General features: G+C 70.0%; 21 protein-coding genes. 11 read left to right on the top strand and 10 right to left on the bottom strand.

The features are described from left to right. Positions 1-5: 5 nt before the first annotated feature. Positions 6-1,448 (bottom strand): FtsW/RodA/SpoVE family cell cycle protein, encoded by a 1,443-nt coding sequence (locus tag ABT367_RS20120; protein ID WP_352254440.1) that lies wholly within the window; start codon positions 1,446-1,448, stop codon positions 6-8. A gap of 249 nt (positions 1,449-1,697) precedes the next feature. Here ABT367_RS20120 and ABT367_RS20115 point away from each other — a divergent pair, with 249 nt between their 5' ends. Further along, positions 1,698-2,759 (top strand): L,D-transpeptidase family protein, encoded by a 1,062-nt coding sequence (locus ABT367_RS20115; RefSeq protein ID WP_352254439.1) that lies wholly within the window; start codon positions 1,698-1,700, stop codon positions 2,757-2,759. Between the two features lie 42 nt (positions 2,760-2,801). Here ABT367_RS20115 and ABT367_RS20110 read toward each other — a convergent pair whose 3' ends face one another. Beyond that, positions 2,802-3,245: a DUF6234 family protein gene (locus tag ABT367_RS20110; RefSeq protein ID WP_352254438.1), complete on the bottom strand. Its 444-nt coding sequence runs from the start codon at positions 3,243-3,245 to the stop codon at positions 2,802-2,804. Between the two features lie 312 nt (positions 3,246-3,557). Between ABT367_RS20110 and groES the strand changes: the two genes are divergently transcribed. Further along, complete coding sequence (gene groES, locus ABT367_RS20105; protein ID WP_016434667.1) at positions 3,558-3,866, top strand: co-chaperone GroES; 309 nt, start codon at positions 3,558-3,560, stop codon at positions 3,864-3,866. A 105-nt stretch (positions 3,867-3,971) separates the two neighbouring features. Further along, positions 3,972-5,600: a chaperonin GroEL gene (gene groL, locus ABT367_RS20100; RefSeq protein ID WP_352254437.1), complete on the top strand. Its 1,629-nt coding sequence runs from the start codon at positions 3,972-3,974 to the stop codon at positions 5,598-5,600. 318 nt (positions 5,601-5,918) lie between these two features. On the opposite strand, the gene ABT367_RS20095 is transcribed toward groL, so the two are convergent. The 3 genes from ABT367_RS20095 to ABT367_RS20085 form a co-directional block, all read right to left on the bottom strand. Then, on the bottom strand, positions 5,919-6,692 hold the full coding sequence (locus tag ABT367_RS20095; protein ID WP_352254436.1) for an SDR family NAD(P)-dependent oxidoreductase: 774 nt from the start codon (positions 6,690-6,692) through the stop codon (positions 5,919-5,921). 9 nt (positions 6,693-6,701) lie between these two features. Continuing rightward, positions 6,702-8,240 carry a multicopper oxidase family protein gene (locus ABT367_RS20090; protein ID WP_352254435.1) on the bottom strand — a complete coding sequence of 513 codons (1,539 nt, stop codon included), beginning with the start codon at positions 8,238-8,240 and terminating at the stop codon, positions 6,702-6,704. Between the two features lie 109 nt (positions 8,241-8,349). Then, positions 8,350-9,018: an MOSC domain-containing protein gene (locus tag ABT367_RS20085; protein ID WP_352254434.1), complete on the bottom strand. Its 669-nt coding sequence runs from the start codon at positions 9,016-9,018 to the stop codon at positions 8,350-8,352. 79 nt (positions 9,019-9,097) lie between these two features. Between ABT367_RS20085 and ABT367_RS20080 the strand changes: the two genes are divergently transcribed. After that, positions 9,098-10,015, top strand: a complete 918-nt coding sequence (locus ABT367_RS20080; protein WP_165331337.1) for a LysR family transcriptional regulator — start codon at positions 9,098-9,100, stop codon at positions 10,013-10,015. Between the two features lie 61 nt (positions 10,016-10,076). On the opposite strand, the gene ABT367_RS20075 is transcribed toward ABT367_RS20080, so the two are convergent. Next, positions 10,077-10,394, bottom strand: a complete 318-nt coding sequence (locus ABT367_RS20075) for a WhiB family transcriptional regulator (RefSeq protein WP_165331338.1) — start codon at positions 10,392-10,394, stop codon at positions 10,077-10,079. 452 nt (positions 10,395-10,846) lie between these two features. On the opposite strand from ABT367_RS20075, the gene ABT367_RS20070 reads away from it, so the two are divergent. The 4 genes from ABT367_RS20070 to ABT367_RS20055 all read left to right on the top strand — a co-directional run bounded on the left by ABT367_RS20070 (position 10,847) and on the right by ABT367_RS20055 (position 15,372). Continuing rightward, complete coding sequence (locus tag ABT367_RS20070) at positions 10,847-11,458, top strand: response regulator transcription factor (RefSeq protein WP_003948568.1); 612 nt, start codon at positions 10,847-10,849, stop codon at positions 11,456-11,458. Between the two features lie 324 nt (positions 11,459-11,782). Continuing rightward, positions 11,783-12,358, top strand: coding sequence for a sigma-70 family RNA polymerase sigma factor (locus ABT367_RS20065; RefSeq protein ID WP_352254433.1), 576 nt, complete (start codon positions 11,783-11,785; stop codon positions 12,356-12,358). A gap of 249 nt (positions 12,359-12,607) precedes the next feature. Beyond that, positions 12,608-14,110, top strand: a complete 1,503-nt coding sequence (gene guaB / locus ABT367_RS20060) for an IMP dehydrogenase (RefSeq protein ID WP_352254432.1) — start codon at positions 12,608-12,610, stop codon at positions 14,108-14,110. Between the two features lie 137 nt (positions 14,111-14,247). Continuing rightward, the gene (locus ABT367_RS20055) at positions 14,248-15,372 is read left to right on the top strand and encodes a GuaB3 family IMP dehydrogenase-related protein (protein WP_352254431.1); all 1,125 of its coding nucleotides are present in this window, start codon (positions 14,248-14,250) and stop codon (positions 15,370-15,372) included. 83 nt (positions 15,373-15,455) lie between these two features. Here the strand turns inward: ABT367_RS20055 and ABT367_RS20050 are convergent, their stop codons facing one another. After that, a complete protein-coding gene (locus ABT367_RS20050; protein ID WP_352254430.1) occupies positions 15,456-15,998 on the bottom strand; it encodes a hypothetical protein in 543 nt (180 codons plus the stop codon). A 122-nt stretch (positions 15,999-16,120) separates the two neighbouring features. Further along, on the bottom strand, positions 16,121-17,380 hold the full coding sequence (locus ABT367_RS20045) for a nucleotide sugar dehydrogenase (protein ID WP_352254429.1): 1,260 nt from the start codon (positions 17,378-17,380) through the stop codon (positions 16,121-16,123). Between the two features lie 408 nt (positions 17,381-17,788). On the opposite strand from ABT367_RS20045, the gene ABT367_RS20040 reads away from it, so the two are divergent. Further along, positions 17,789-19,495, top strand: a complete 1,707-nt coding sequence (locus tag ABT367_RS20040; protein ID WP_352254428.1) for a glycerol-3-phosphate dehydrogenase/oxidase — start codon at positions 17,789-17,791, stop codon at positions 19,493-19,495. Positions 19,496-19,516: 21 nt separating this feature from the next. Here the strand turns inward: ABT367_RS20040 and ABT367_RS20035 are convergent, their stop codons facing one another. Beyond that, positions 19,517-20,515 carry a serine hydrolase domain-containing protein gene (locus ABT367_RS20035; protein WP_352254427.1) on the bottom strand — a complete coding sequence of 333 codons (999 nt, stop codon included), beginning with the start codon at positions 20,513-20,515 and terminating at the stop codon, positions 19,517-19,519. A 447-nt stretch (positions 20,516-20,962) separates the two neighbouring features. Here ABT367_RS20035 and ABT367_RS20030 point away from each other — a divergent pair, with 447 nt between their 5' ends. Next, the gene (locus ABT367_RS20030; protein ID WP_352254426.1) at positions 20,963-22,837 is read left to right on the top strand and encodes a serine/threonine-protein kinase; all 1,875 of its coding nucleotides are present in this window, start codon (positions 20,963-20,965) and stop codon (positions 22,835-22,837) included. Positions 22,838-22,934: 97 nt separating this feature from the next. Here ABT367_RS20030 and ABT367_RS20025 read toward each other — a convergent pair whose 3' ends face one another. Next, on the bottom strand, positions 22,935-23,354 hold the full coding sequence (locus tag ABT367_RS20025) for a hypothetical protein (RefSeq protein WP_352254425.1): 420 nt from the start codon (positions 23,352-23,354) through the stop codon (positions 22,935-22,937). A 328-nt stretch (positions 23,355-23,682) separates the two neighbouring features. On the opposite strand from ABT367_RS20025, the gene ABT367_RS20020 reads away from it, so the two are divergent. Then, positions 23,683-24,496 (top strand): protein kinase domain-containing protein (locus tag ABT367_RS20020; protein ID WP_352254424.1); only part of this gene is annotated, 814 nt, incomplete at its 3' end.

The following is a 24,496-nucleotide window of genomic DNA, read 5'->3' as shown; positions in this document are numbered from 1 at the left end:
GACCGTCACTGCGCGGCGGCCCCGGCTTCGGAGTCGGGCGCTTCGGGGTCGCTCTCGGCCGCCGCGGCCCGGTGGCGGCCCGCGCTGTCGCTGATCCTCAGCAGGATCGCGATCATCACCCAGTTCGCCACGAGTGACGAGCCGCCCTTGGCGAGGAACGGCAGCGCCTTGCCGGTCAGCGGTATCAGCCCGGTGACACCGCCCGCGACCACGAACACCTGGAGCATCAGGGCGGCGGAGAGTCCGGCCGCGAGCAGTTTGCCGAAGGGGTCGCGGGCGAGCAGGGCGGTGCGCAGACCGCGCTGGACGAGCAGCGCGTACAGGAGCAGTACGGCGGTCAGGCCGGCGAGCCCGAGCTCCTCGCCGACCGTGGTCAGGATGAAGTCGCTGCGCCCGGCGAACGCGATCAGCTCGGGGTGGCCCTGGCCGAGCCCGGTGCCGGTCAGGCCGCCGCTGCCGAAGCTGAACAGCGCCTGCGCCAGCTGGTCGGAGCCGCCGGTGTCCTTCGCGTACACGGCGAAGGGGTCGAGCCAGGCCTCGACGCGGCCGTGCACATGGGGTTCGAGCGAGCCGACGACGAAGGCGCCGAGCGCCGCCATCAGCAGACCGGTCACGATCCAACTGGTGCGCTGCGTGGCCGCGTACAGCATCACGACGAAGAGTCCGAAGAAGATCAGCGAGGTGCCCAGGTCGCGCTCGAAGATCAGCACGAGCAGGCTGACCGCCCAGATCGCGAGGATCGGTCCGAACTGCCGGCCGGGCGGCAGCCGCATGCCGAGCACCTTGCGCCCGGTCAGGGCCAGCGCGTTGCGGTTGAGCGTGAGATAGCCGGCGAAGAACACCGCGATCATGATCTTCACGAACTCGCCCGGCTGGAAGGAGAGGCCGCCGAGATAGATCCAGCGCTTGGCGCCGTAGGTGTCGCCGGGGAAGAAGGCGGGCGCCATCAGGAGGACGAGCGCGACGGCCATCATCACGTAGATGTACCGCTGCAGCCGGCGGTGGTCGCGCAGGGCCACGAGCGCCCCGATGCAGACCGCGACGCCGATCACGCTCCACATCAGCTGTCCGCCGGCGGTCGGATCGGAGCCGTATCGCGCGGCGTACGCGGGGTCCAGGCGGTGCAGCAGGACGAGTCCGAGGCCGGTGATCAGGACCGCGAGCGGCAGGATCAGCGGATCGGCGTACGGCGCGAACCGGCGTACGGCGAGATGGGCCGCGAAGGAAAGCAGGGCCATGCTGAGCGCGAACTGCCCCAGGTTGCCCGGCAGCTGACCGTGGACGGCGAGGCCCACCTGTGCCTGGCCGAACGTGGTGATGGCGACGGTCAGCAGGAGCAGGAGTGCCTCGGTGCGGCGGTGGCCGGCGGCGAGGAGCGAGCCGAGGCGGGCCCGCGGCGGTGAAACCGCCACGGGTTCCTGCGTGATGAAGGGAGTCTCCGCCGCCATCCACCCGTCCGTTTCACTCGGTTTAACCCTGTTGTTCCGGTTTCTCCGCGAGGAAGACGTGGTGGGGGGAGCCGCGGTTGCCGTCGGTGAGACGCATCACGCAGGGGTGAGGGTTCCCGGATGCTTCTCCTCATGGCCGCTCCAAGCGCCGTATAGCTGTGATGTTTCCGTTATCGCGTGACGTGCAACATTTCCGTGTTTCTGGAGTCTCTAAAGGGGTGTAGGTGCTCATCCGATGCAGGGGGACTCGTGCGCTCGAATCGAATAGGCCTGTCCGCCGTTGCGGTGCTCTCCGCGGCGGCGCTCTTTCTGACCGGCTGCAGTCAGGGCGGTGACCAGGCGGAGAAGGCGGCGAACGAGGTCTCGGCCACCAAGACCCCCGCACAGGTCTCGCCGAGCGAGAAGCCCCCGGAGAAGACCGACAAGGTTCTCCTCAAGTCCGGCGACAACTCGGATCAGGTACGCGAGCTGCAGGCCCGCCTCGTCCAGGTCGAGCACCTCAAGGCGGTGCCCAACGGCAACTACGGTCCGGCGACCGAGGGCGCAGTGGCCGAGTACCAGGCGGCGCAGAAGCTGGACGTCACCGGCGTTGTCTGGATCTCGACCTGGGAGAGGCTGAAGTCCCAGACGAAGACGCCCACCCAGGACGAGCTGTTCCCGAAGAAGCAGGTGCTCGGCCACGGCGACAACAGCGACCAGGTGCGTGAACTGCAGGCCCGGCTCAAGCAGTTGGGGCACTTCAAGGGCAAGCCGACCGGGTTCTACGGCGATGTCACGCTGACCTCCGTCAAGGCGTACCAGCAGGCCGCCGGGCTCGAGGTCACCGGGACCGTCTTCGAGGACACCTGGGAGAAGCTGAAGTCCCAGACGAAGACGCCCACGCCGGACGAGCTCAAGCCGCCGGTCGAACTTCCCACGGTGGACGCCTCCCAGGCCGACCTCGACGACCGCTGCCTGACCGGCCGCGTGCTGTGCATCTCCAAGACCTCCAAGAAGCTGGCCTGGGTGATCGACGGCAAGGTCCACAAGCTGCTCGACGTCCGCTTCGGCGCCAAGGGGTACGAGACCCGTGAGGGCGTCTTCTCGGTCTACTGGAAGAGCCGCGACCACGTCTCGACGCTCTACGACTCGGCGATGCCGTTCGCGATGTTCTTCGACGGCGGCCAGGCCGTCCACTACTCCGAGAACTTCGCGCAGAACGGCTACACCGGCGGCTCGTACGGCTGCGTGAACGTCCGCGACTACGAGGGCATCAAGTGGCTGTTCGACAACCAGGTGAAGACGGGCGACAAGGTCGTCATCCACTGGTAGTCGCTCGGCGCGGTCGCTCTGCGGAAGCGGCGGTGACTCCCCTCAGCCTCCGAGGCACTCATGGGAGTCGCCGCCGCTGCGGCATTGGCTGTAGCTGCCGTGGTACGTCGAGGAGGGCGCGGGTGCCGCGGGCTCGGGGTGGCTGCGGTCGTACTCCTGGGCGAGAACCACGGACAACAGGATGCCGGCGAGCACGGCGAAGGCGGCCTGTACGCCGCCGGTGATCCGCAGGCCGCCGGTCCAGCAGGCGTACGCCAGCAGCACCATCACCGCGAACACGACGCCGAACCACACGGCCGGCGTCCAGTCCATCGGCGGGTCGGAGGGGGCAGCGGAGGCGCGTTCGCCGCCCTGCGAGCTCTGCGCCCACCCGCGCAGCCCGAGCATGAGTCCTGCGGCGACGAGGGCCGCGATGTCGGCCACCGCCATGAGCAGGGCGAACAGGCCGTCGAAGCAGCCGCCACCGCGGGGGTTCTGAGCAGGCATGCCCGTACGGTCTCCCGGAACTTCGGACTCCGGCGGAGCGTTCGCCGATCGAGACCGGTGTGCGGCCCGCCCGTGACCCGGCCGTACGACGCCGTGACCGGGCCGGGGGCATTCACCTCAGCGCGAAACCGGCCCCCTCATTGGCACTCCGCTTGACCGAGTGCTAATCGCGGTCATAGTCTCGGGCCTGGCACTCCCCACTGGAGAGTGCCAACACAGCGACGGGCAGGTCCGGCACCCGCGACGACGGATCCACCTGGTCGCCACCTCAGACAGTTCATCCCCGAGATCTCCGAAGGGGGAGGTCGGATCGTGACGACCGCCAGCTCCAAGGTTGCCATCAAGCCGCTCGAGGACCGCATCGTGGTCCAGCCGCTCGACGCCGAGCAGACCACGGCCTCTGGCCTGGTCATCCCGGACACCGCGAAGGAGAAGCCCCAGGAGGGCGTCGTCCTCGCCGTGGGCCCGGGCCGCTTCGAGAACGGCGAGCGTCTGCCGCTCGACGTGAAGACCGGCGACATCGTGCTGTACAGCAAGTACGGCGGCACCGAGGTGAAGTACAACGGCGAGGAGTACCTCGTCCTCTCGGCTCGCGACGTGCTCGCGATCGTCGAGAAGTAATTCACCAGTTTTGCTTTGACCTGCGCCCCTGGCCCCCGCTGAATTCATTCATTGCCGGGCGGTCAGGGGCGCAGTTCATTTTTTTCGAGAGGACAGAGAAGCTCCATGGCGAAGATCCTGAAGTTCGACGAGGACGCCCGTCGCGCCCTCGAGCGTGGCGTCAACAAGCTTGCCGACACGGTCAAGGTGACGATCGGCCCCAAGGGCCGCAACGTCGTCATCGACAAGAAGTTCGGCGCCCCCACCATCACCAACGACGGTGTGACCATCGCCCGTGAGGTCGAGGTCGAGGACCCGTACGAGAACCTCGGCGCGCAGCTGGTGAAGGAGGTGGCGACCAAGACCAACGACATCGCGGGTGACGGTACGACCACCGCCACCGTGCTCGCCCAGGCGCTCGTACGCGAGGGCCTGCGCAACGTCGCCGCCGGTGCTTCCCCGGCCCTCCTGAAGAAGGGCATCGACGCCGCCGTCAAGGCCGTGTCCGAGGAGCTCCTCGCGACCGCGCGTCCGATCGAGGAGAAGTCCGACATCGCCGCCGTGGCCGCGCTGTCCGCCCAGGACAAGCAGATCGGCGAGCTGATCGCCGAGGCCATGGACAAGGTCGGCAAGGACGGTGTCATCACCGTCGAGGAGTCCAACACCTTCGGTCTGGAGCTCGACTTCACCGAGGGCATGGCCTTCGACAAGGGCTACCTGTCCCCGTACTTCGTCACCGACCAGGAGCGTATGGAGGCCGTCCTCGACGACCCGTACATCCTGATCAACCAGGGCAAGATCTCCTCGATCCAGGACATGCTCCCGCTCCTGGAGAAGGTCATCCAGGCCGGCGGCTCGCGTCCGCTCCTGATCATCGCCGAGGACGTCGAGGGCGAGGCCCTGTCGACCCTGGTCGTGAACAAGATCCGCGGCACGTTCAACGCCGTGGCCGTCAAGGCCCCCGGCTTCGGCGACCGCCGCAAGGCGATGCTGCAGGACATGGCGGTCCTCACGGGCGCCACCGTCATCGCCGAAGAGGTCGGCCTCAAGCTCGACCAGGCCGGTCTCGACGTGCTCGGCTCCGCCCGCCGCGTCACCATCTCCAAGGACGACACCACGATCGTCGACGGCGGTGGCGACTCCACCGAGGTCCAGGGCCGCGTCGCCCAGATCAAGGCCGAGATCGACGCCACCGACTCCGACTGGGACCGCGAGAAGCTCCAGGAGCGCCTCGCGAAGCTGGCCGGCGGTGTCTGCGTGATCCGCGTCGGTGCGGCCACCGAGGTCGAGCTCAAGGAGAAGAAGCACCGTCTGGAGGACGCCATCTCCGCGACCCGCGCCGCGGTCGAGGAGGGCATCGTCTCCGGTGGTGGCTCCGCGCTCGTCCACGCCGTGAAGGTCCTCGAGGGCAACCTCGGCAAGGAGGGTGACGAGGCCACCGGTGTCGCCGTCGTCCGCCGCGCCGCCGTCGAGCCGCTGCGCTGGATCGCCGAGAACGCCGGCCTCGAGGGCTATGTCATCACCGCGAAGGTCGCCGAGCTCGACAAGGGCCAGGGCTTCAACGCCGCCACCGGCGAGTACGGCGACCTGGTCAAGGCCGGCGTCATCGACCCGGTCAAGGTCACCCGCTCCGCCCTGGAGAACGCCGCCTCCATCGCCTCCCTGCTCCTCACGACCGAGACCCTGGTCGTCGAGAAGCCGGCCGAGGAGGAGGCCGACGCCGGCCACGGCCACGGTCACGGCCACTCCCACTGACGCTTCTCGCGTACGCGTCGAGGCCCGGTTCCCCGTCTCGGGGGGCCGGGCCTTCGCGTGCGCGGTGGGCAACTTTCCCCTGCCCGCCCCTTCCCGAAACCGGGGGCAAGCCCCCGGACCCCCGGTTCGCCCTTCGGGCTCAGTCCTCAATCGCCGGACGGGCTGAATATTCAGCCCGTCCGGCGATTGAGGACATCCGAACGAAGTTCGGATACGGGGTCTGGGGCGAAGCCCCAGTTTCAGGAAGGGGCGGGGCGGGGCGGGGGGAAAAAGCCCGCCGCAGGCGCCCACACAAGCCCCGACAGACCCGCACCGAGATCACTGCGGCCCGTACTTGCGACCCGTCTTCGACGTGATGCCGCCCAGCAGGTTGCGCGGTACGAGCTTCGCCGCGCCGAGCAGCGTCTTGTAGCGGGCGTCCGGGATCGAGACCTGCTTGCCGCGGGCCAGGTCCGCGAGGGCCGAGGCTGCCACCTTGTCCGCGTCGAGCCACATCCAGCTCGGGATGTTGTCGGTGCCCATGCCGGCCCGCTTGTGGAACTCCGTACGGACGAAGCCGGGGCACAGGGCCATGAGCCGTACGCCCGAGCCGGCCAGGTCCTTGGCGGCGCCCTGCGTGAACTGCACGACCCACGCCTTCGACGCTCCGTACGTGCCGCGCGGCACGAACGCCGCCACCGAGGCCACGTTCACCACGCCGCCACGGCCGCGCTCGCGCATGGACTCGGCGGCCGCCGACGTCAGCCGGAGCACCGCCTCGCAGTGCACCTTGAGCATGGTCAGCTCGTCGGCCATGGAGACCTCGAGATAGCGGCCCTTGTTGCCGAAGCCCGCGTTGTTGACCAGCAGATCCACCGGATTGCGGCGGTCGGCCAGGCGCTTGACGACCGACTCGATGCCGCCGTCGGTGGCCAGGTCCGCGGTCAGTACCTCGGCCTCGATCCCGTGCCGGTCGTGCAGCTCGGTCGCCTGCTCCTGCAAGCGTTTGGTGTCCCGGGCCACCAGGACCAGATTGTGTCCGTCCGCCGCGAGGCGCCGCCCGAAGGCGGCGCCGATACCGGCGGTCGCACCGGTGATGAGAGCCGTAGTCATGGGCCAAGGCTAATGATGATCGTGGGCACCGGCCGACCCGGTGGGCTTCCCGGCCTGCTGCCCCTTCTCCACGACCACGAACTGCCCCATCATCCCGCCGTCCTCGTGGTACAGCAGATGGCAGTGGTACATGTACGGGGTGTCCGGGTCGGCCGGACCGTCGAAGCGCATCGCCAGCTTCACCGTCGTACCGCCGGGCACGAACACCGTGTCCTTGGCGCCGCGCAGCTCGGGCGGGGGCTGCTTGCCGTTCACCTCCAGGACCCTGAACTGCACATCGTGCACATGGAAGTTGTGCGGCATCCCGTCGTCGTTGCGCACGGTCCAGGTCTCCGTCGTACCGCGCGTGACCACCTCGTCGATCCGGTCCATGTCCATCGGGCGTTCGTTGATCCCGGACATCTCCAGGCCGAAGAACCGCTCCTTCACGGACTCGGAGCCGTCCGGTACTTCCAACTCACCGAGCCGTGCGGGCAGTTCGGGGGAGTCCCGCAGCGACTGCTTCGCCCGCAGCTCCAGGACGTCGAAGGAGTCGTCGCCTCCGCTGAACCGCGTCTGCCAGGCGTCCCCGTAGTTGTCCTGCGGGAAGCTGCGCAGCACGGTCTTCTCACCGGCCTTCATCCGTACGACGATCTCGGCGCGCTCACCCGGTGACAGCTGCACACGGTCCATGGCCGCCGGCTTCCCGAGCAGACCGCCGTCCGTGCCGATCAGCGCGAAGTCCCGGTCGTCGGAGAAGCCGAAGTCGTAGACGCGGGCGGTCGAGGCGTTCAGCAGCCGCAGCCGTACGAGCTCGTCGCCGACTTCCTGGTACGGATTCAGCGTGCCGTTGACCATCGTCCGGTCGCCCAGGAAGCCGGTGTTCTGCAGAAACCCGTGCCCGTGGTCGAAGTCCGCCCCGTCGAACTTCACGTCCTGGACGATGACCGGCACATCGTTCACCCCGTACGCGTCGGGCAGTTCGAGCGCGGCCGACTTGTCGTCGTCGAGCAGGAACATCCCGGCGAGCCCGCGCTGCACATGCTTCTCGGTCTGCCCGTGCGGGTGCGGGTGGTACCAGAGCGTCGACGCGGGCTGGTCGACCGTCCACCGCGGAGCCCACTTGCCGCCCGGCTCGACCATCTGGTGCGGGCCGCCGTCCATCGCCGCCGGCAGATGCATCCCGTGCCAGTGCACGGTGGACGCCTCGTCCAGGCCGTTGGCTATCCGCACCTCGACCTTCTCGCCGCGCTCGGCGCGCAGCGTGGGCCCGAGGTAGTCGCCGTTGAAGCCCCAAGTGGGCGTCCGCCGACCGTCCTTGAACTCCTTCTCGCCCGCCTGCATCCGCAGGTCGAAGACGCGGGTGCCGTCCTTCTCGACGGTCGACTCCGCGAGCGGCGGTACGGCGAGCCGGTTGGTGAACGGCTCCTTGCCGACGGTGTTCACGTCGGCGCCGGTCCACAGCCACGCGAAGCCCCCGCCGACCGCCGCCACCAGGACGCCCACGACCACGGAGAGGATGATGAGGACCCGCTTGAGCCCGCCGCGCCCGCCACTCGTTTTCGTCATGCCCCAACGGTCGTGGCCGCGGGCGCGGCAACCCATCGGGAAAGGCCCTGAAGCGACCCCGGCCCGCCCCCTACGGAGGCGGGGTCCGCCGCCCCCTACGGGCCCGGGCTCAACCCCCGTACTTCTCCACGTACTTCCGGGCGCCCGCCAAGGTCTCGTAGTGCAGCGCCTCGCCCGCCGCAAGCACCCGCGAGAGCAGCGACCGGTCCAGGGTCGAGGCCCGGAACTGCAGCGCGACCGTCACGTCGTGGTCCGGCCGGTGCACGATCTCGATCGGATCCCCGGCCGCGATCGCACCCGGCTCGATCACCCTGAAATAGGCCCCGGGCGCACCGTCGCGCGTGAAGCGCTTCTGCCAGTGCTGCTCGCCGAGATGCCCGGCGAACGTCCGGCACGGGATGCGCCCGGACGTCACCTCGAGGACGAGCTCGGCCCCGATCCTCCAGCGCTCACCGATCAGCGCGCCGGACACGTCGAGACCGGACGTCGTGAGGTTCTCGCCGAAGAACCCGTTGCGCAGCGGGCGCCCGAACTCCTTCTCCCAGCGGTCCAGATCCTCCCGCGCGAAGGCGTACACGGCCTGATCGTTCCCGCCGTGCACGCGCTGGTCGCATACGTCGTCCCCGGCGACCCCGCTCGGCCCCTTGCCCTTGGCCCCGGGCGCCGCGACCCGGACCGGCCCGTCCACCGGCAGCTTGTCGATACCGGACATCCCGCTCGGATGATCCGTGAACGGGACGGGAGCGGCCTTGCCGATATTCAGACTCAGAAGCTTCATGCCGCTCACGGTAGAGATCGTTCCCCAAGGCGTCGAGCGCTTTTCGCCGCTTGCTCCAAGCCTCACTTATGCTTGCGTCATGATCGAAGCCCGTCATCTCCGTGTGCTCCGCGCCGTCGCCGCCACCGGCTCCTTCTCCGCCGCGGCCCGCGAACTCGGCTGTACGCAGCCGGCCGTCAGCCAGCAGATGAAGGCGCTCGAACAGTCCACGGGCACCCCGCTGCTCATCCGCACGGGCCGTGAGATGCGTCTGACCCAGGCGGGAGAGGCCCTGGTCAGGCATGCCGCGGGCATCCTCGCCGGGCTCACCGCCGCCGAGGAGGAGGTCGCCGCGATCGCCGGCCTGCGTGCGGGCCGCGTCCGTCTGGTCTCGTTCCCGAGCGGCAGCTCGGCGCTGGTCCCTTCGGCCCTCGCGGCCCTGCGCGCGGCGCACCCCGGCACCCGGGTCTCGCTCGTCGAGGCCGAACCGCCGCGCTCGGTCGAGATGCTCCGCGAGGGCGACTGCGATGTGGCGCTCGCCTTCCGCTACGAAGGGGCGCACGCGGACGATGAATGGAGCGATCTTGTCGTACGCCCGTTGCTCGCCGACCGTCTTGTCGGCCTGATCCCGGCGGATCACCGGCTGAGCGGCGACGAGGCGGTCTCCATCGCCGAGTTCGCCGACGAGTCCTGGATCGCGGGCTGCCCGCGCTGCCGCCGGCAGCTGGTCGACGTCTGCGAGAGCGCCGGCTTCGCACCGCGTATCGACTTCGCGACCGATGACTACCCGGCGGTGATCGGCCTGGTCGGAGCGGGTCTCGGCGTCGCGGTGCTGCCCGAGCTCGCCATCGATTCGGTGGGCCCGAAGGGCGCCCGCACGGTCACGGTGGAGCCGGCCGTACGCCGCGAGATCGTCGCGCTCACGCTGCCCGACCTCGCCCGCGTGCCCACCGTGGCGGCCACGCTGGACCAGCTCGCGGCGGCCGCCGACCGGCTGTCCGCGGCCGCGGCCCACTGAGGAGCCGGGCCCGCAGCAGCCGCCCGCCGAGCGGCACGAAGCCGTGCGAAGAAACGTTTCCTCAGTTGGCGGACATCGTGCTGGTCGCCGGTACGAGCCGGTTGCGCGCCCGGCCCATCAGCTCTTCGCGCTCGTCCTCGGTCAGACCGCCCCATACGCCGTACGGCTCACGCACCGCGAGGGCGTGGGCCGCGCACTCGGCGCGGACGGGGCAGCGCATGCAGACCTCTTTGGCCGAGTTCTCGCGAGCGCTCCGTGCGGCGCCCCGCTCGCCCTCCGGGTGGAAGAAGAGCGAACTGTCGACCCCTCGGCAGGCTGCGAGGAGCTGCCAGTCCCATAGGTCGGCGTTCGGCCCGGGAAGGCGGGAGAAATCTGCCATTGCTTGTCCCCTTGCAACCGTTCGAAGGCGGATCCGATGCCCGGTCGGGCGGTAGCAGGTGCCCGGACGAGGGCTGGTCGGACGCCCATGCCGTACATCTACTGTCTGAGTAGATGTAAATATGACTGATTGCGAATCTAGTCACAGACACCACCAAAAGGGAAGAAAAGGCGCTAAATGGGGCATAGCTTTCGGTGAATCCTCGGTGGCCCGCGGGTGCCCTGATGTCCGCGATCACAACCCTGTGAACGGCCCATCACGTAGAGTGCCGAAGGCGGCCGACCGACCCGTAACTCTTTCGAGTGACCGTCGTTGAGAGTGCGGAGGCGGTTGAAATAGGAAGCGCTCGGGCAGGTGTCCGAGGGTGTCAACCGCTCAGGTGACGATTCGTATTCAGCCTGGAGGCTCAAGGTGACGCGCATCAGCTGCAGGAGCCGCGGAGGACGACAGTCATGACATCCGTCCTCGTCTGCGACGACTCCCCGCTTGCCCGCGAAGCGCTCCGCCGTGCGGTGGCGACCGTGCCCGGTGTAGAGCGTGTGACGACGGCGGCCAACGGCGAGGAAGTCCTCCGCCGCTGGGGCGCCGACCGCTCGGACCTGATTCTGATGGACGTACGCATGCCCGGTCTCGGCGGCGTCGAGACCGTGCGCCGGCTGCTCTCGGCCGATCCGGGCGCCCGGATCATCATGCTCACGGTCGCCGAGGACCTGGACGGGGTCGCGCTCGCGGTCGCCGCCGGTGCCCGCGGCTATCTGCACAAGGACGCCTCGCGCGCCGAGCTGCGCGCGACCGTCACGCAGGCGCTCGCCGACCCGACCTGGCGGCTGGCCCCGCGCCGGCTGCGTTCGGCCGAGATGGGCGCGGCGCCCACGCTCACCGCGCGTGAGATCCAGGTGCTCGAGGGCATGAGTCACGGGCGGTCCAATGCGGAGATCGGCCGTGAGCTGTTCCTCTCGGAGGACACCGTCAAGACGCACGCCCGTCGCCTGTTCAAGAAGCTCGGCGCCTCCGACCGTGCGCACGCCGTGGCGCTCGGTTTCCGTTGGGGCCTGGTTCGCTGAGCCGGGGTACCTCCCCGCTTCGGGAGCACCTCCCGGCCGGCGGCCGGGGGAGCGGTCCAGGAGTTCGGGGGAGCCTCCGATGAGTCCCGCCCGCGCCGCTGCGGGCGGGCCGGCGGATGGGCGGATCCACTCGCTCGGGAGCGGTTTTCCTTGTTTCCCGCGCGATGCCGCATCCTTGAGGGTGTGGAGTTCCTCGGGGACGAGTCGGTCGAGCGGGAGGGGAGGGCGCAGGAGATGAGTTCCGGCGCACCTGCTCATAACGCTTCGGTGCACAACTATGGACGCGGTGCCACGGATCGGACGACGCCAAGGCACCATGGACCGATGCGCGAGGACGAGACCACCACTGTCGGTGCCCTCGTTCAGCGTGCCGTCGAAGGCGATCAGCAGGCCACGCACGATCTGCTCGCCCGCGTGCACCCGCTGGCGCTGCGCTACTGCCGTACGCGGCTGTCCCGACTGCCGGGCGACGCGCGGCACTTCGTCGAGGACCTGGCGCAGGAGGTCTGTGTCGCGGTGCTGCTCGCGCTGCCGCGCTACAAGGACACCGGCCGGCCCTTCGAGGCCTTCGTCTTCGCCATCGCAGGGCACAAGGTCGCCGATCTGCAGCGCGCCGCGATGCGCCATCCCGGATCGACCGCCGTGCCGAGCGACGAGATGCCCGAGCGGCCCGACGATTCGCTCGGGCCCGAGGAGCGCGCGCTCCTGAGCAGTGACGCCGAGTGGGCCAAGAAGCTGCTCGCCAATCTTCCGCAGACCCAGCGCGAGCTGTTGCTGCTGCGGATCGCCGTCGGTCTCACCGCGGAGGAGACCGGGCAGATGCTGGGGATGTCCCCGGGCGCTGTGCGCGTCGCGCAGCACCGGGCCTTGAGCCGGCTGAGGGCGCTGGCCGAGCAGTAGTCGGCGGGGTGTGGGGGCGCAGCCCCCACGGGCACGCCGAGATCAGAGCCCATGCGGCGGCCACATCGGCCAACGGATCCGGGCAGGGGTATGGGGGCGGCAGCCCCCAGAGGGCCGCTAGCACACGACGAAGGTCACGTACGTGCGAACGTACAAAGAAGGTCAATGATCTTGCCCTTGGAATGAGACACCTCTCCAGGCCGTTAGCATGGACATCCGCACCGATCAAGGCCATTTGGGGAAGGTGTCATGACTGCAAACGTCGACGGAGTGCCCGAGAAATTCGCGACACTCGGGCTGACCTACGACGACGTGCTGCTGTTGCCGGGCGCGTCGGAGGTCCTTCCGAACGCGGTCGACACCTCGTCCCGCATCTCGCGGAACGTACGCGTGAACATCCCGCTGCTCTCCGCCGCGATGGACAAGGTCACCGAGTCGCGGATGGCCATCGCCATGGCGCGTCAGGGCGGTGTCGGTGTGCTGCACCGCAACCTGTCCGTCGAGGACCAGGTCAACCAGGTCGACCTCGTGAAGCGGTCCGAGTCCGGCATGGTGACGGACCCCATCACCGTGAACCCGGACGCGACCCTGGCCGAGGCGGACGCGCTGTGTGCGAAGTTCCGTATCTCCGGCGTCCCCGTGACGGACGGCAACGGCAAGCTGCTGGGCATCGTCACCAACCGTGACATGGCCTTCGAGACCGACCGCACCCGTCAGGTGCGCGAGGTCATGACGCCGATGCCGCTGGTCACCGGCAAGGTCGGCATCTCCGGCGTGGACGCCATGGAGCTGCTTCGCCGCCACAAGATCGAGAAGCTGCCGCTCGTCGACGACTCCGGTGTGCTCAAGGGCCTCATCACGGTCAAGGACTTCGTGAAGGCCGAGCAGTACCCGAACGCGGCCAAGGACGGCGAGGGCCGCCTGCTCGTCGGTGCCGCCGTCGGCGCAAGCCCCGAGGCACTCGAGCGTGCCCAGGCGCTGGCCGCCGCGGGCGTGGACTTCCTGGTCGTCGACACCTCGCACGGCCACAACAGCAACGCCCTGAGCTGGATGTCGAAGATCAAGTCCGCGGTGAACGTGGACGTGATCGGCGGCAACGTCGCCACGCGCGACGGCGCCCAGGCCCTGATCGACGCCGGTGTCGACGGCGTCAAGGTCGGTGTCGGCCCCGGCTCCATCTGCACCACCCGCGTGGTCGCCGGCATCGGTGTCCCGCAGGTCACCGCCATCTACGAGGCGGCGCTCGCGGCCCAGGCGGCCGGCGTGCCGGTCATCGGCGACGGCGGTCTGCAGTACTCGGGCGACATCGGCAAGGCGCTCGCCGCCGGTGCCTCCACGGTCATGCTGGGCAGCCTGCTCGCGGGCTGTGAGGAGTCGCCCGGCGAGCTGCTCTTCATCAACGGCAAGCAGTTCAAGTCGTACCGCGGCATGGGTTCGCTCGGCGCCATGCAGTCGCGCGGCCAGGGCCGCTCGTACTCGAAGGACCGTTACTTCCAGGCGGACATCGCCTCGGACGACAAGCTCGTGCCCGAGGGCATCGAGGGCCAGGTGCCCTACCGTGGCCCGCTGGCCAACGTGCTGCACCAGCTCGTCGGCGGTCTGCGCCAGACGATGGGGTACGTGGGCGCCGCCACCATCGAGGAGATGGAGACCAAGGGCCGCTTCGTACGGATCACGTCCGCGGGCCTCAAGGAGAGCCACCCGCACGACATCCAGATGACGGTCGAGGCGCCGAACTACAGCCGTAAGTAGCCGCCTGTTCCGCACAGACGTCGAGGTCAGGGGCGGTCCCGGATTCCCGGGGCCGCCCCTGCTCCGTGCGTCAGGGATACTGGACGGGCAGGCCGAGAAGGACCCAGTAGGACCCAGAGGGAAAGGCACCTCCCAAAGTGACTGAGATCGAGATCGGGCGCGGCAAGCGCGGCCGCCGCGCGTACGCGTTCGACGACATCGCCATCGTCCCGAGCCGTCGTACGCGGGACCCGAAGGAGGTCTCGATCGCCTGGCAGATCGACGCCTACCGCTTCGAGCTGCCGTTCCTGGCCGCTCCCATGGACTCCGTGGTCTCCCCGCAGACCGCGATCCGCATCGGTGAGATGGGCGGCCTCGGGGTGCTCAACCTCGAGGGCCTGTGGACCCGTTACGAGGACCCGCAGCCGCTGCTCGACGAGATCGCCGAGCTCGACTCCGAGGCCGCGACGCGTCGCCTCCAGGAGATCTACGCCGCTCCGATCAAGGAAGAGCTGATCGGGCAGCGCATCAAGGAGGTGCGCGACTCCGGTGTCGTCACCGCCGCCGCGCTCTCGCCGCAGCGCACCGCGCAGTTCTCGAAGGCCGTCGTGGACGCCGGCGTGGACATCTTCGTCATCCGCGGTACGACGGTCTCGGCCGAGCACGTCTCCGGCGCTGCCGAGCCTCTGAACCTGAAGCAGTTCATCTACGAGCTGGACGTCCCGGTGATCGTCGGCGGCTGCGCCACGTACACCGCGGCCCTGCACCTGATGCGCACGGGCGCGGCGGGCGTGCTCGTCGGCTTCGGCGGCGGCGCGGCGCACACCACCCGTAACGTCCTGGGCATCCAGGTCCCGATGGCCACCGCCGTCGCCGATGTGGCCGCGGCCCGCCGCGACTACATGGACGAGTCCGGCGGCCGCTATGTGCACGTCATCGCCGACGGCGGCGTGGGCTGGTCCGGCGACCTGCCCAAGGCCATCGCGTGCGGCGCCGACTCCGTGATGATCGGCTCCCCGCTGGCCCGCGCCACGGACGCGCCCGGCAAGGGGCACCACTGGGGCATGGAGGCCGTCCACGAGGACGTGCCGCGCGGCAAGAAGGTCGACCTGGGCACGGTGGGCACGACGGAGGAGATCCTCACGGGTCCCTCGCACACCCCCGACGGCTCGATGAACTTCTTCGGCGCCCTGCGCCGCTCGATGGCCACGACCGGCTACAGCGAGCTCAAGGAGTTCCAGCGGGTCGAGGTCACGGTGGCGAACGCGCAGCACCAGCGCTGAGGTTCGTCTCGTACGTACGCGAAGAGGGCCCGCACCGGTTGGTGCGGGCCCTCTTCGTCTGCGTGACTACTGCGCGGGAAGCGTCAGTTGCCGGCCTTCTTGGCGGACGTGAAGCCTACGATGCCGCCGATGGCGAGGAAGAGCCACGTCATGACGTCGGCCTCTTCGCGCCAGGCCTTGAAGGTGTCGCCCGGGTTCTCGGTGAGGAGGTCGATGACCGAGATCTCCTGGCCGAGCTGGATCTCGAACCACCAGCTGGCGAGCAGCGCCATGCCGAAGATCTGGCCGAGCACGACACCGATGACGCCGAGCACGGCGCTGACGATCGGGAGCGCGGGGTTGCGGCCGCCGAGCTTGCCGACGACGAAGCCGATGAGCGCACCGACACCGACGGCGATGTAGCCGATCTCGGTGTAGGTGCCGTCCTCCTTGCCGAAGGCGCGCATCAGACCGCCGTACGCGGCGGCACCGGCGATCATGGCCACGATGCCTACGGCGACACCGAGCGCGACATTGCCGCTCCGGGCCGGCGCGGGCTGAGGCGCGAACGCGCCGTCACCGGCGGGCTGCTGGCCGAAGGGGTTCTGGCCGGCGGGCTGCTGCGGCGGCGGAAAAGCCTGGGACATACGAGTGATCCCCCCATGGGAACGGTGCGCACACGCATGCGAGAGCGGCGCACGCTTGTGCGATGAATGACGCCGCAGGCTAGCAGCCCGCGGCGACAGTCACCCAGCCCGTTTCAAAGGCTTCACAGCCGGTGCGCGGCCCCCACCGGAGTCGCACCACGCGTATCCAGGAGCAACTGGGCTTTCACCGCGAGGCCTTGGAGGTCGTACGTGCGGTGGGGCTGGAGCAGAAGGGTCAGGTCGGCGTCGGCGGCGGCCTCGTAGAGGGAGTCGGCGCGGGGGACGGGGCGGCCGAGGATGCGCCAGTGCGGGATGTGCGGGTCGTGGTAGCTGATCGAGGCGCCCATCTGCATGAGGCGGGTGGCGATCTCCTCGGCGGGGGTGCCCTGTTGGTCCGCGATGTCGGGCTTGTAGGTCACGCCGAGGAGCAGGACGCGGGCGCCGCGGACCGACTTGCCGTGTTCGTTGAGGAGCGTGGCCGCGCGTTGGATGACGTACTGCGGCATGCGGCTGTTGATCTCCTGCGCGAGGCCGGTCATGCGGAGCGGGTGGCCCGGGGTGCGGGCGGTGTGCGGGAGGTACGCGGGGTCGAGGGCGACCGCGTGGCCGCCGACTCCGGGTCCGGGGCGGAAGGCCTGGAAGCCGAAGGGCTTGGTCTCGGCGCAGCGGATGACGTCCCACAGGTCCACGCCCAAGTCGTGGCAGAGCACGGCCATTTCGTTCATCAGGGCGATGTTGACGTGCCGGAAATTGGTTTCCAGGAGGTGGGTCGTCTCGGCCTCGCGCGGTCCTCGTGCTCGTACGACCTTGTCGGTGAGGCGGCCGTAGAAGGCCGCGGCCGACTCCGTGCAGGCGGGGGTCAGGCCGCCGATGACCTTCGGCGTATTGCCGTAACCGTGCGTGCGGTTGCCGGGGTCGAAGCGGCCGGGGGAGTACGCGAGGTGGAAGTCGCGGCCGGCGGTCAGGCCCGAGCCCTCCTCCAGGAGGGGGCGCAGGAATTCCTCGGTCGTGCCCGGGTAGGCGGGGGATTCGAGGATCACCGTGGTGTGCGGGCGCAGTCGGGCCGCCAGGGCCTGGGCAGCCTCGGCGACCTGGGTGAGGTCGGGTGTGCGGTCGGCGCCCAGCGGGGTGGGGGCGCAGATGACGGCGGTGCGGACCCGGCCGAGTTCGACCGGGTTGGTGGTGGTCCGGAAGCCCCCCGAGAGCATCCGGCGCAGATCGGCGGTGGTCAGGGCGCCCTCGTCGGCGGGCAGCCGCCCCGCGGCGAGCTCCGTGGTGTGACGCGGGTCGTAGGCGACGGTCTCGATGCCTGCCGAGACGGCGGCCTGGGCGAGCGGAAGGCCGAGATGGCCGAGTCCTACTACGGCGAGATCCGCGGGCATGGCGAAAACCTTCCCTTGAGACCGACCGGCCATGGGAGGGCGGCGTCGCGGGGTCTGGCACGCACATCTGCTGCGTTGTCGTCGGTCGCGATGGCTCCGCCATCACTCCCTCCTCCGCCTTGCAGCTGCACGCACCAGACCCCGCTCCTTCTCCCGCCCTCCCATGGCCGGTCGGTCTTAACCGGGACGGGCGGGACGCGCAAGCCGGGTGGACAAAACGGCTGAGCGCAATGTCAGGTTAGGGGTAAATATGACCGATATGACGCATTGCGGGTCGGCTATGTCCCGAGTGTCGGCTCTCAGGGCGGCTCGCCCGGAAAGTCGCGCGACGCGTGGTGGCTGAAGACCTGGACTGCGGACAGAATCGACCGTGTGAGCCCGACCACACGGGGGCGACGGGAGGCAGCAGTGAGGACAGCGACACTGGGACCGGCCGAGCGGGCCGAGGCCCTCGCGGCGATGGCCGAGCGGGAACTGGACGTACTGGTGGTGGGCGCCGGCGTGGTCGGCGCGGGGACGGCGCTCGACGCCGTCACCCGGGGCCTGTCGACAGGGCTCGTGGAGGCGCGCGACTGGGCCTCGGGCACGTCGAGCCGCTCCAGCAAACTGATCCACGGAGGCCTGCGCTATCTGGAGATGCTGGACTTCGCGCTCGTACGGGAGGCGCTCAAGGAGCGCGGACTGCTGCTCGAACGGCTCGCGCCGCACCTGGTGAAGCCGGTGCCGTTCCTCTATCCGCTCCAGGGCAAGGGCTGGGAGCGGCTGTACGCGGGGTCGGGGGTGGCGCTGTACGACGCGATGTCGATGGCGAAGGGACATGGCCGGGGGCTGCCGATGCACCGGCATCTGTCGCGGCGTCATGCGCTGCGCGTCGCGCCCTGCTTGAAGAAGGACGCGCTGGTGGGCGCGTTGCAGTACTACGACGCGCAGATGGATGACGCCCGGTATGTGGCCACGCTCGTGCGGACCGCCGCCTCGTACGGCGCGCTGGCCGCCAACCGCGCGCGGGTGACCGGGTTCCTGCGCGAGGGCGAGCGGGTCGTCGGGGCGCGGGTGCAGGACGTCGAGGGCGGTGGCGAGTACGAGATCAGGGCGCGGCAGGTCGTCAACGCCACCGGGGTGTGGACGGACGACACCCAGGCCATGGTCGGAGAGCGCGGGCAGTTCCATGTGCGGGCGTCCAAGGGCATCCACCTGGTCGTGCCCAAGGACCGGATCAACTCCACCACGGGGCTGATCCTGCGTACCGAGAAGAGTGTGCTGTTCGTGATCCCCTGGGGGCGGCACTGGATCGTCGGGACCACCGACACCAAGTGGGATCTGGACAAGGCGCATCCGGCGGCGTCCAGCGCGGATATCGACTATCTGCTCGAGCATGTGAACTCGGTGCTCGGTGTGCCCCTGACGAGGGATGACGTGCAGGGCGTGTACGCGGGTCTGCGGCCGCTGCTCGCCGGGGAGTCGGACGCGACCAGCAAGCTGTCGCGCGAGCACACCGTGGCGCATCCGGTGCCGGGCCTCGTGGTCGTCGCGGGCGGCAAGTACACGACGTACCGCGTGATGGCGAAGGATGCCGTGGACGAGGCGGTGCACGCGCTCGACCAGCGGGTGGCCGAATGCGTCACCGAGGACATTCCGCTGCTCGGCGCCGAGGGGTACAAGGCGCTGTGGAACGCGCGGGCGCGGATCGCGCAGCGGACCGGGCTCCATGTGGTGCGCGTGGAGCACCTGCTGAACCGGTACGGGGCGCTCACCGAGGAGCTCCTGGACCTCATCGCGCGCGATCCCTCGCTGGCCGAGCCGCTCACGGGTGCGGACGACTATCTGCGCGCCGAGGTGGTGTACGCGGCCTCGCACGAGGGGGCGCGGCATCTCGACGACGTCCTGACGCGGCGTACGCGGATCTCGATCGAGACCTTCGACCGGGGCACGCGCAGCGCGCGGGAGTGCGCGGAGCTGATGGCCAAGGTCCTCGGCTGGGACAAGGACCAGATCGAGCGCGAGGTCGAGCACTACGAGAAGCGGGTGGAGGCGGAGCGGGAGTCGCAGCTGCAGCCGGACGATCTGACGGCGGACGCGGCGCGGTTGGGGGCGCCGGACATCGCGCCCCTTTAGGAGCGAGCCCTCGGCGGGAGTTCAGGATTCGGACGGGCGGTCCGCGTCGGACCGTCCGCAGAATTCCGTCTCCAGGAGTTCCTCCTCGGGCCAGTCCGGGAGCGGGTCGTCGGTGTTGGCGTGCACGGTCAGCGCATGCTTGCCGTTCCTGGCCGCGAGCATGAGGACATGGGAGCCGGCGATCCTGCCGCGTCTGCCCCACAGGGTCGTGCAGGACAGTTCGTACGGGAAGAGGCCGACGCCCTCGTGGCCCATGCCGTCCGAGGTGTCGAGCATCCGGGCCAGTTGGGGCCGGGGCAGGAGGGCGCCGCTCAGGATTGCCTTGAGGAAGCGGTTGAGATCGTCGAGCGTGCTGATCAGTTCCCCGCCGGCGCCGAGACCCGAGGGGTCGATCTCGGTGCGGTCCACCAGGCTGCCCTCCGGGCCCGAGTAGGCGGCGCCGTGCGGGGAGGGCAGCCCGCGGCGCAGGCCGGGGAACGACGTGCCGGTCAGTTGCAGCGGGTCGAGGATGCGGCGGCGTACCTCGGTGGCGTACGAGCGGCCGGTGAGCTTCTCGATCACCATGCCGAGGACGACGTAATGGACATGGGCGTGGCGGTAGGAGCTGCCGGGCGGCAGCTCCGAGGGGTGGGAGAGGCCGAGGCGGACCAGCTGCGCGGGGGTGTAGCGGCGGTCGAAGGCGTGGTGCGGGCCGGCGCGGTCCTCGAGGTGGGGGAACAACCCGGCGGTGTGGACGAGGAGATGGAGCAGGGTCATCCGGCGTCCGTCGTGGCCGTTGCCGCGGATCAGGCCGGGCAGATGGCGCTCCACGGGGTCGTCGAGTCCGAGCCGGCCTTCGGCCGCCAGCTGCAGGATCACCACCGCGATGAAGGTCTCGGTGATCTCACCGGCGCGGAAGTGATCGACGCGCAGCGGCGGCCGCGTGCTGCCGAGCGCGATGCGGCCGGCCGAGCCGAACCGGCTGGAGCCGTCACGGGAGACGAGGACGGCGGCGCCCGTGGCCCGGCTCTGCGTGACCATTCCGTCGAGCGGAGACGAAGGGGCGGGGGCACCGGTGGGCGCGGGGGAGCTCGTCGAGCCGTCGGATGTGACGGACGGGGCGGGTGAGGGAACCGTCGGCCGGTCGGCTGCGTCGCAGCCCGTGAGGGTGGCGGCAAGGAGGGCCCCGAGGGCCGCAAAGACCGCCGGCCTCGGTGTCGTCCCCCTCCTCCGGGTACTCGCACGGGGTGGTGGGGCATCGGCCGGTACCGTACGGGCGTCGAGGGCCGCCGGTGCCGTACGGGGGTCAGTGGCCGCGGCTGCTGAGCTCGCGTCGTCGTCGGTCATGGCGGTCCCCCGTCCCGTACTGACATGGTGGCCCGGAGCCGGGCGTTCCTCCAGGCGCGGGGCGGACCCGGGACTTCCGCGGTGGCCGGCATGAGAGACAATGGACGCTCTGCCAGGGCGGGTTGATTGCAGAGGGGACGCATGTCGGAGGCTGAGCGGCCGGAGCAGGCTCGTCGGGACGAGGCACCTCGCCGCGACCAGCAGTCCGGCCGGGACGAGGAAGCCCGCCACGAGCAGGAGGCGCGGCTGATCGCCGGGCGGTACCGGCTCGGCGATGTGCTCGGCAAGGGCGGCATGGGCACCGTCTGGCGGGCGACCGACGAGACGCTCGGTCGTACCGTCGCGGTCAAGGAACTGCGCTTTCCGTCCAGCATCGACGAGGACGAGAAGCGCAGACTCATCACCCGGACCCTGCGCGAGGCCAAGGCCATCGCCCGGATCCGCGACCATGGCGCGGTCACCGTCTTCGACGTGGTCGACGAGGACGACCGGCCGTGGATCGTCATGGAGCTGATCGAGGGCAAATCCCTCGCCGAGGTCATCCGCGAGGACGGCCGGCTCACTCCGAAGCGCGCCGCCGAGGTCGGTCTCGCGGTCCTCAACGTGCTGCGCTCCGCGCACCGCCAGGGCATCCTGCACCGCGATGTGAAGCCGTCCAACGTACTGATCGCGGACGACGGCCGGGTGGTCCTGACGGACTTCGGCATCGCGCAGGTCGAGGGCGATCCGTCCATCACCTCGACCGGCATGCTCGTCGGCGCGCCCTCGTACATCTCGCCCGAGCGCGCCCGTGGCCACAAGCCGGGGCCCGCGGCCGATCTCTGGTCGCTGGGCGGTCTGTTGTACGCGGCGGTCGAGGGCACCCCGCCGTACGACAAGGGTTCGGCGATCGCCACGCTCACCGCGGTGATGACCGAGCCGCTCGAGACGCCGCAGCATGCCGGCAGCCTCGACAAGGTGCTGTACGGGCTCCTGGAGAAGGACCCGGAGAACCGGCTCGACGAGGCGGGGGCGCGGGCGCTGCTGCTCGATGTGGTCCACGCCCCGGAACCGGTGGCCGAGAAGCCGGAGCCGCCCGCCTCCGAGCAGACCAAGGTCGTGCCGCTGCCCGGGGAGCCGGAGCGTCCGGCGGCGGGGACCGGTGGCGCCGCGGCGGTGGCCGCGGGTGCCCAGTTGCCGGGGGCCGCCAACGCCTCGGCGCCCGGCGGTGGTTCGTCCGGCGGCACCCCACCCGCGCCGCGGACCCCGCTCGGTGACCGCGTCCCGAAGCGTACGCAGCTGATCGTGGCCGTCCTCGTGGCGCTCGCGGTGCTCGGCACCGCCATCGGCTTCGCGCTCAGCGGCGGGGACGACACCGGCGGCGGGCGCGACGAGAGCTCCGCGAGCGCCGGTACCGAGGGAGGGTCCGGACAGGACGACTCCAAGAACGGTGACGGCAAGGACAAGGGCCAGGACAAGGAAGGCCAGGGCGACAAGAGCAAGGAGCCGGAGGGCGGTTCCGGACAGGACGGCGGCCAGGACCCCGGCAAGGGCGAGGGCGCGGACCCCGGCGGACTGCCGGACGGCTACACCGAGGTGACCAGCAGCAAGTTCCACTTCTCGATAGCGCTGCCGGACGGCTGGAAGCAGATCGGTGAGTCGGCCGGAGGCGCCGGCGCGATCTATGCCGAGGGCCGGGACACGTATCCGCGGGTCCAGGTGGACTTCACCAGGTCACCGGGCGCCAGCGCGCTCAAGGCCTGGGACGACCTGGAGGGGCTGGTGAAGCGGAACTACGCCGACTACCAGCGCATCGGCCTCAAGGACGTCCAGTGGCGTGACTACCGCACGGTGGCCGACTGGGAGTTCACCAGGACGCAGAGCGGTGTGCCGGTGCGGATACTCAACCGGGGCTTCGTCGTGGACGGTTCGCACGGGTACGCGATCATGATCACGTGCAATGCGAAGGACTGGGACGCGAAGGAGTGCGCGGACCTGCGGGACGTCGCGTTCGACACCTTCAAGCCCAAGGACTGAGGGCGCCGGGGTGGCCGGAGGACCGGCTACCCGGTGGTGCGGGGTGGCCGGAGGACCGGCCACCCCTTTCGCCGTTGCGCGGCGGTCCGGTCCGTCGTCAGGCGGCGGTCCAGTCGGTGCAGGAGTTCAGGAGGGTGCCGCCCTCGAAACGGGCCACCTCCACTCCGGAAGCCGTGAAGTAGTTGTTCGTGTACGAGGCGGTGGTCTCCCACACCTCGAGGTTTCCGTTGCCCCCCGTGTTCGCCCGCCACTTCCACTTCGTGACGACACCGTCGCGGTCCTTGGAGAGATACCGGATCCGGGCGTGATGGTCGTCGCCCTTGGTGTCCTTGAGCGAGAGGATGACCTTCATCGGATTGGGACTCGGATTGCCGATCGGACCCACGTAGTGGGCGGTCAGCTTGCCCAGCGCTCCGGTGGTGGAGCAGCCGTAGTTGCCGGCGTAGGCGTGCGCGGGCGCGCTGAGCAGCATGGTCATGGCGATCGCCGCCCCCGTGGTGCCGGCGATGGTGGTCACACGACGAGTTATCAAGTTGTTCCACTCCATGTGAATTGAGCTTGGTCAGGGCCTGGTTCAGGTGGAGGGAGACAGTGAAGTGATCCGTGTGACCGGTGTCAAGCGGAAACGATCAACGGTGGGACCCGCGAAAGCGTGCGCCGGGGCCTCGTGTGAACGGGTTGGCGAGACCTGCCGCGTACGCCGCTTCGGCCACGTATCGTGAGAGCCCGCGGACCGTACGCAGCCGCAATGTGCCGGGTTTCGACGGGACTTGACGGTTTTCTGCCGGGTTGGTGGCGGTGCGCGGGACCGGGATTCGGGGTGCGCGCGTTGACGGGGAGGCGACGTGGACGACTATGCGGGACGGGTACTCGCCGACCGCTACCGCCTGCCGTTGCCGCCGTCGGATGCCTACGAGTTCGCGGAGACGCGTGCCTTCGACACGTACAGCGGGCAGGAAGTGCTCGTACGGCAGGTGCCGTTGCCCGAGGTCGTCGAGGCCGAGGTGCTCGACGAACCGGGACCTGCCGAGCCGCAGCGGCGGCCCGCGGGGCGCACCTCCCGCAACCCTCGCAACTCCCGTACGACCAGGGCACCCAGCGACCCCGCGGTGCGCCGGGCGATCGAGGCCGCCGAGGCGGCGGCGCGGATACCCGACCACCCCCGGCTCGACCAGGTCTTCGACGTCTTCGCCGAGGGCGGCTCGCTGTGGATCGTCAGCGAGGTCGTGGCAGCGCGGCCGCTCGCCGCGCTGCTCGCCGAGCGGCCGATGAGTCCGTACCGCGCGGCGGAGGTGGCCTCCGATGTGCTCACCGCGCTGCGCGCGCTGCATGCGCACGGCTGGGTGCACCGCAACATCACCGTGCGCACCGTCCTCGTCTGCGACGACGGCCGGGTGATGCTCACCGGGCTCGCGGCGGGCGCGGCCGAGGAGGCCCTGTGCGGGTACGACCCGGTGCCGGATGTCGGCGGTGGGTTCGACGGACGGGCCGCGGGTGGCGCGGCTTCCGGAGCGGTGCCCGAGGCACCGGCTTCGCAGGCCCTGCCCCCGGCGCCGGGCGGTGGCGGGCAGTTGCCTGGGCGCGGGGAGCGGGCCGCGCCGACCGCACCGGGCGCCGGCGGCGGCCCCGGTGGCGCGAGGGCCGACGGATCGGATACGG

Source organism: Streptomyces mesophilus, from assembly GCF_040300965.1.
GTDB classification, from domain to species: domain Bacteria; phylum Actinomycetota; class Actinomycetes; order Streptomycetales; family Streptomycetaceae; genus Streptomyces; species Streptomyces mesophilus_A.
Note: the sequence above shows the minus strand (reverse complement) of the source record. Positions and strands in the feature narration are given on the sequence as shown.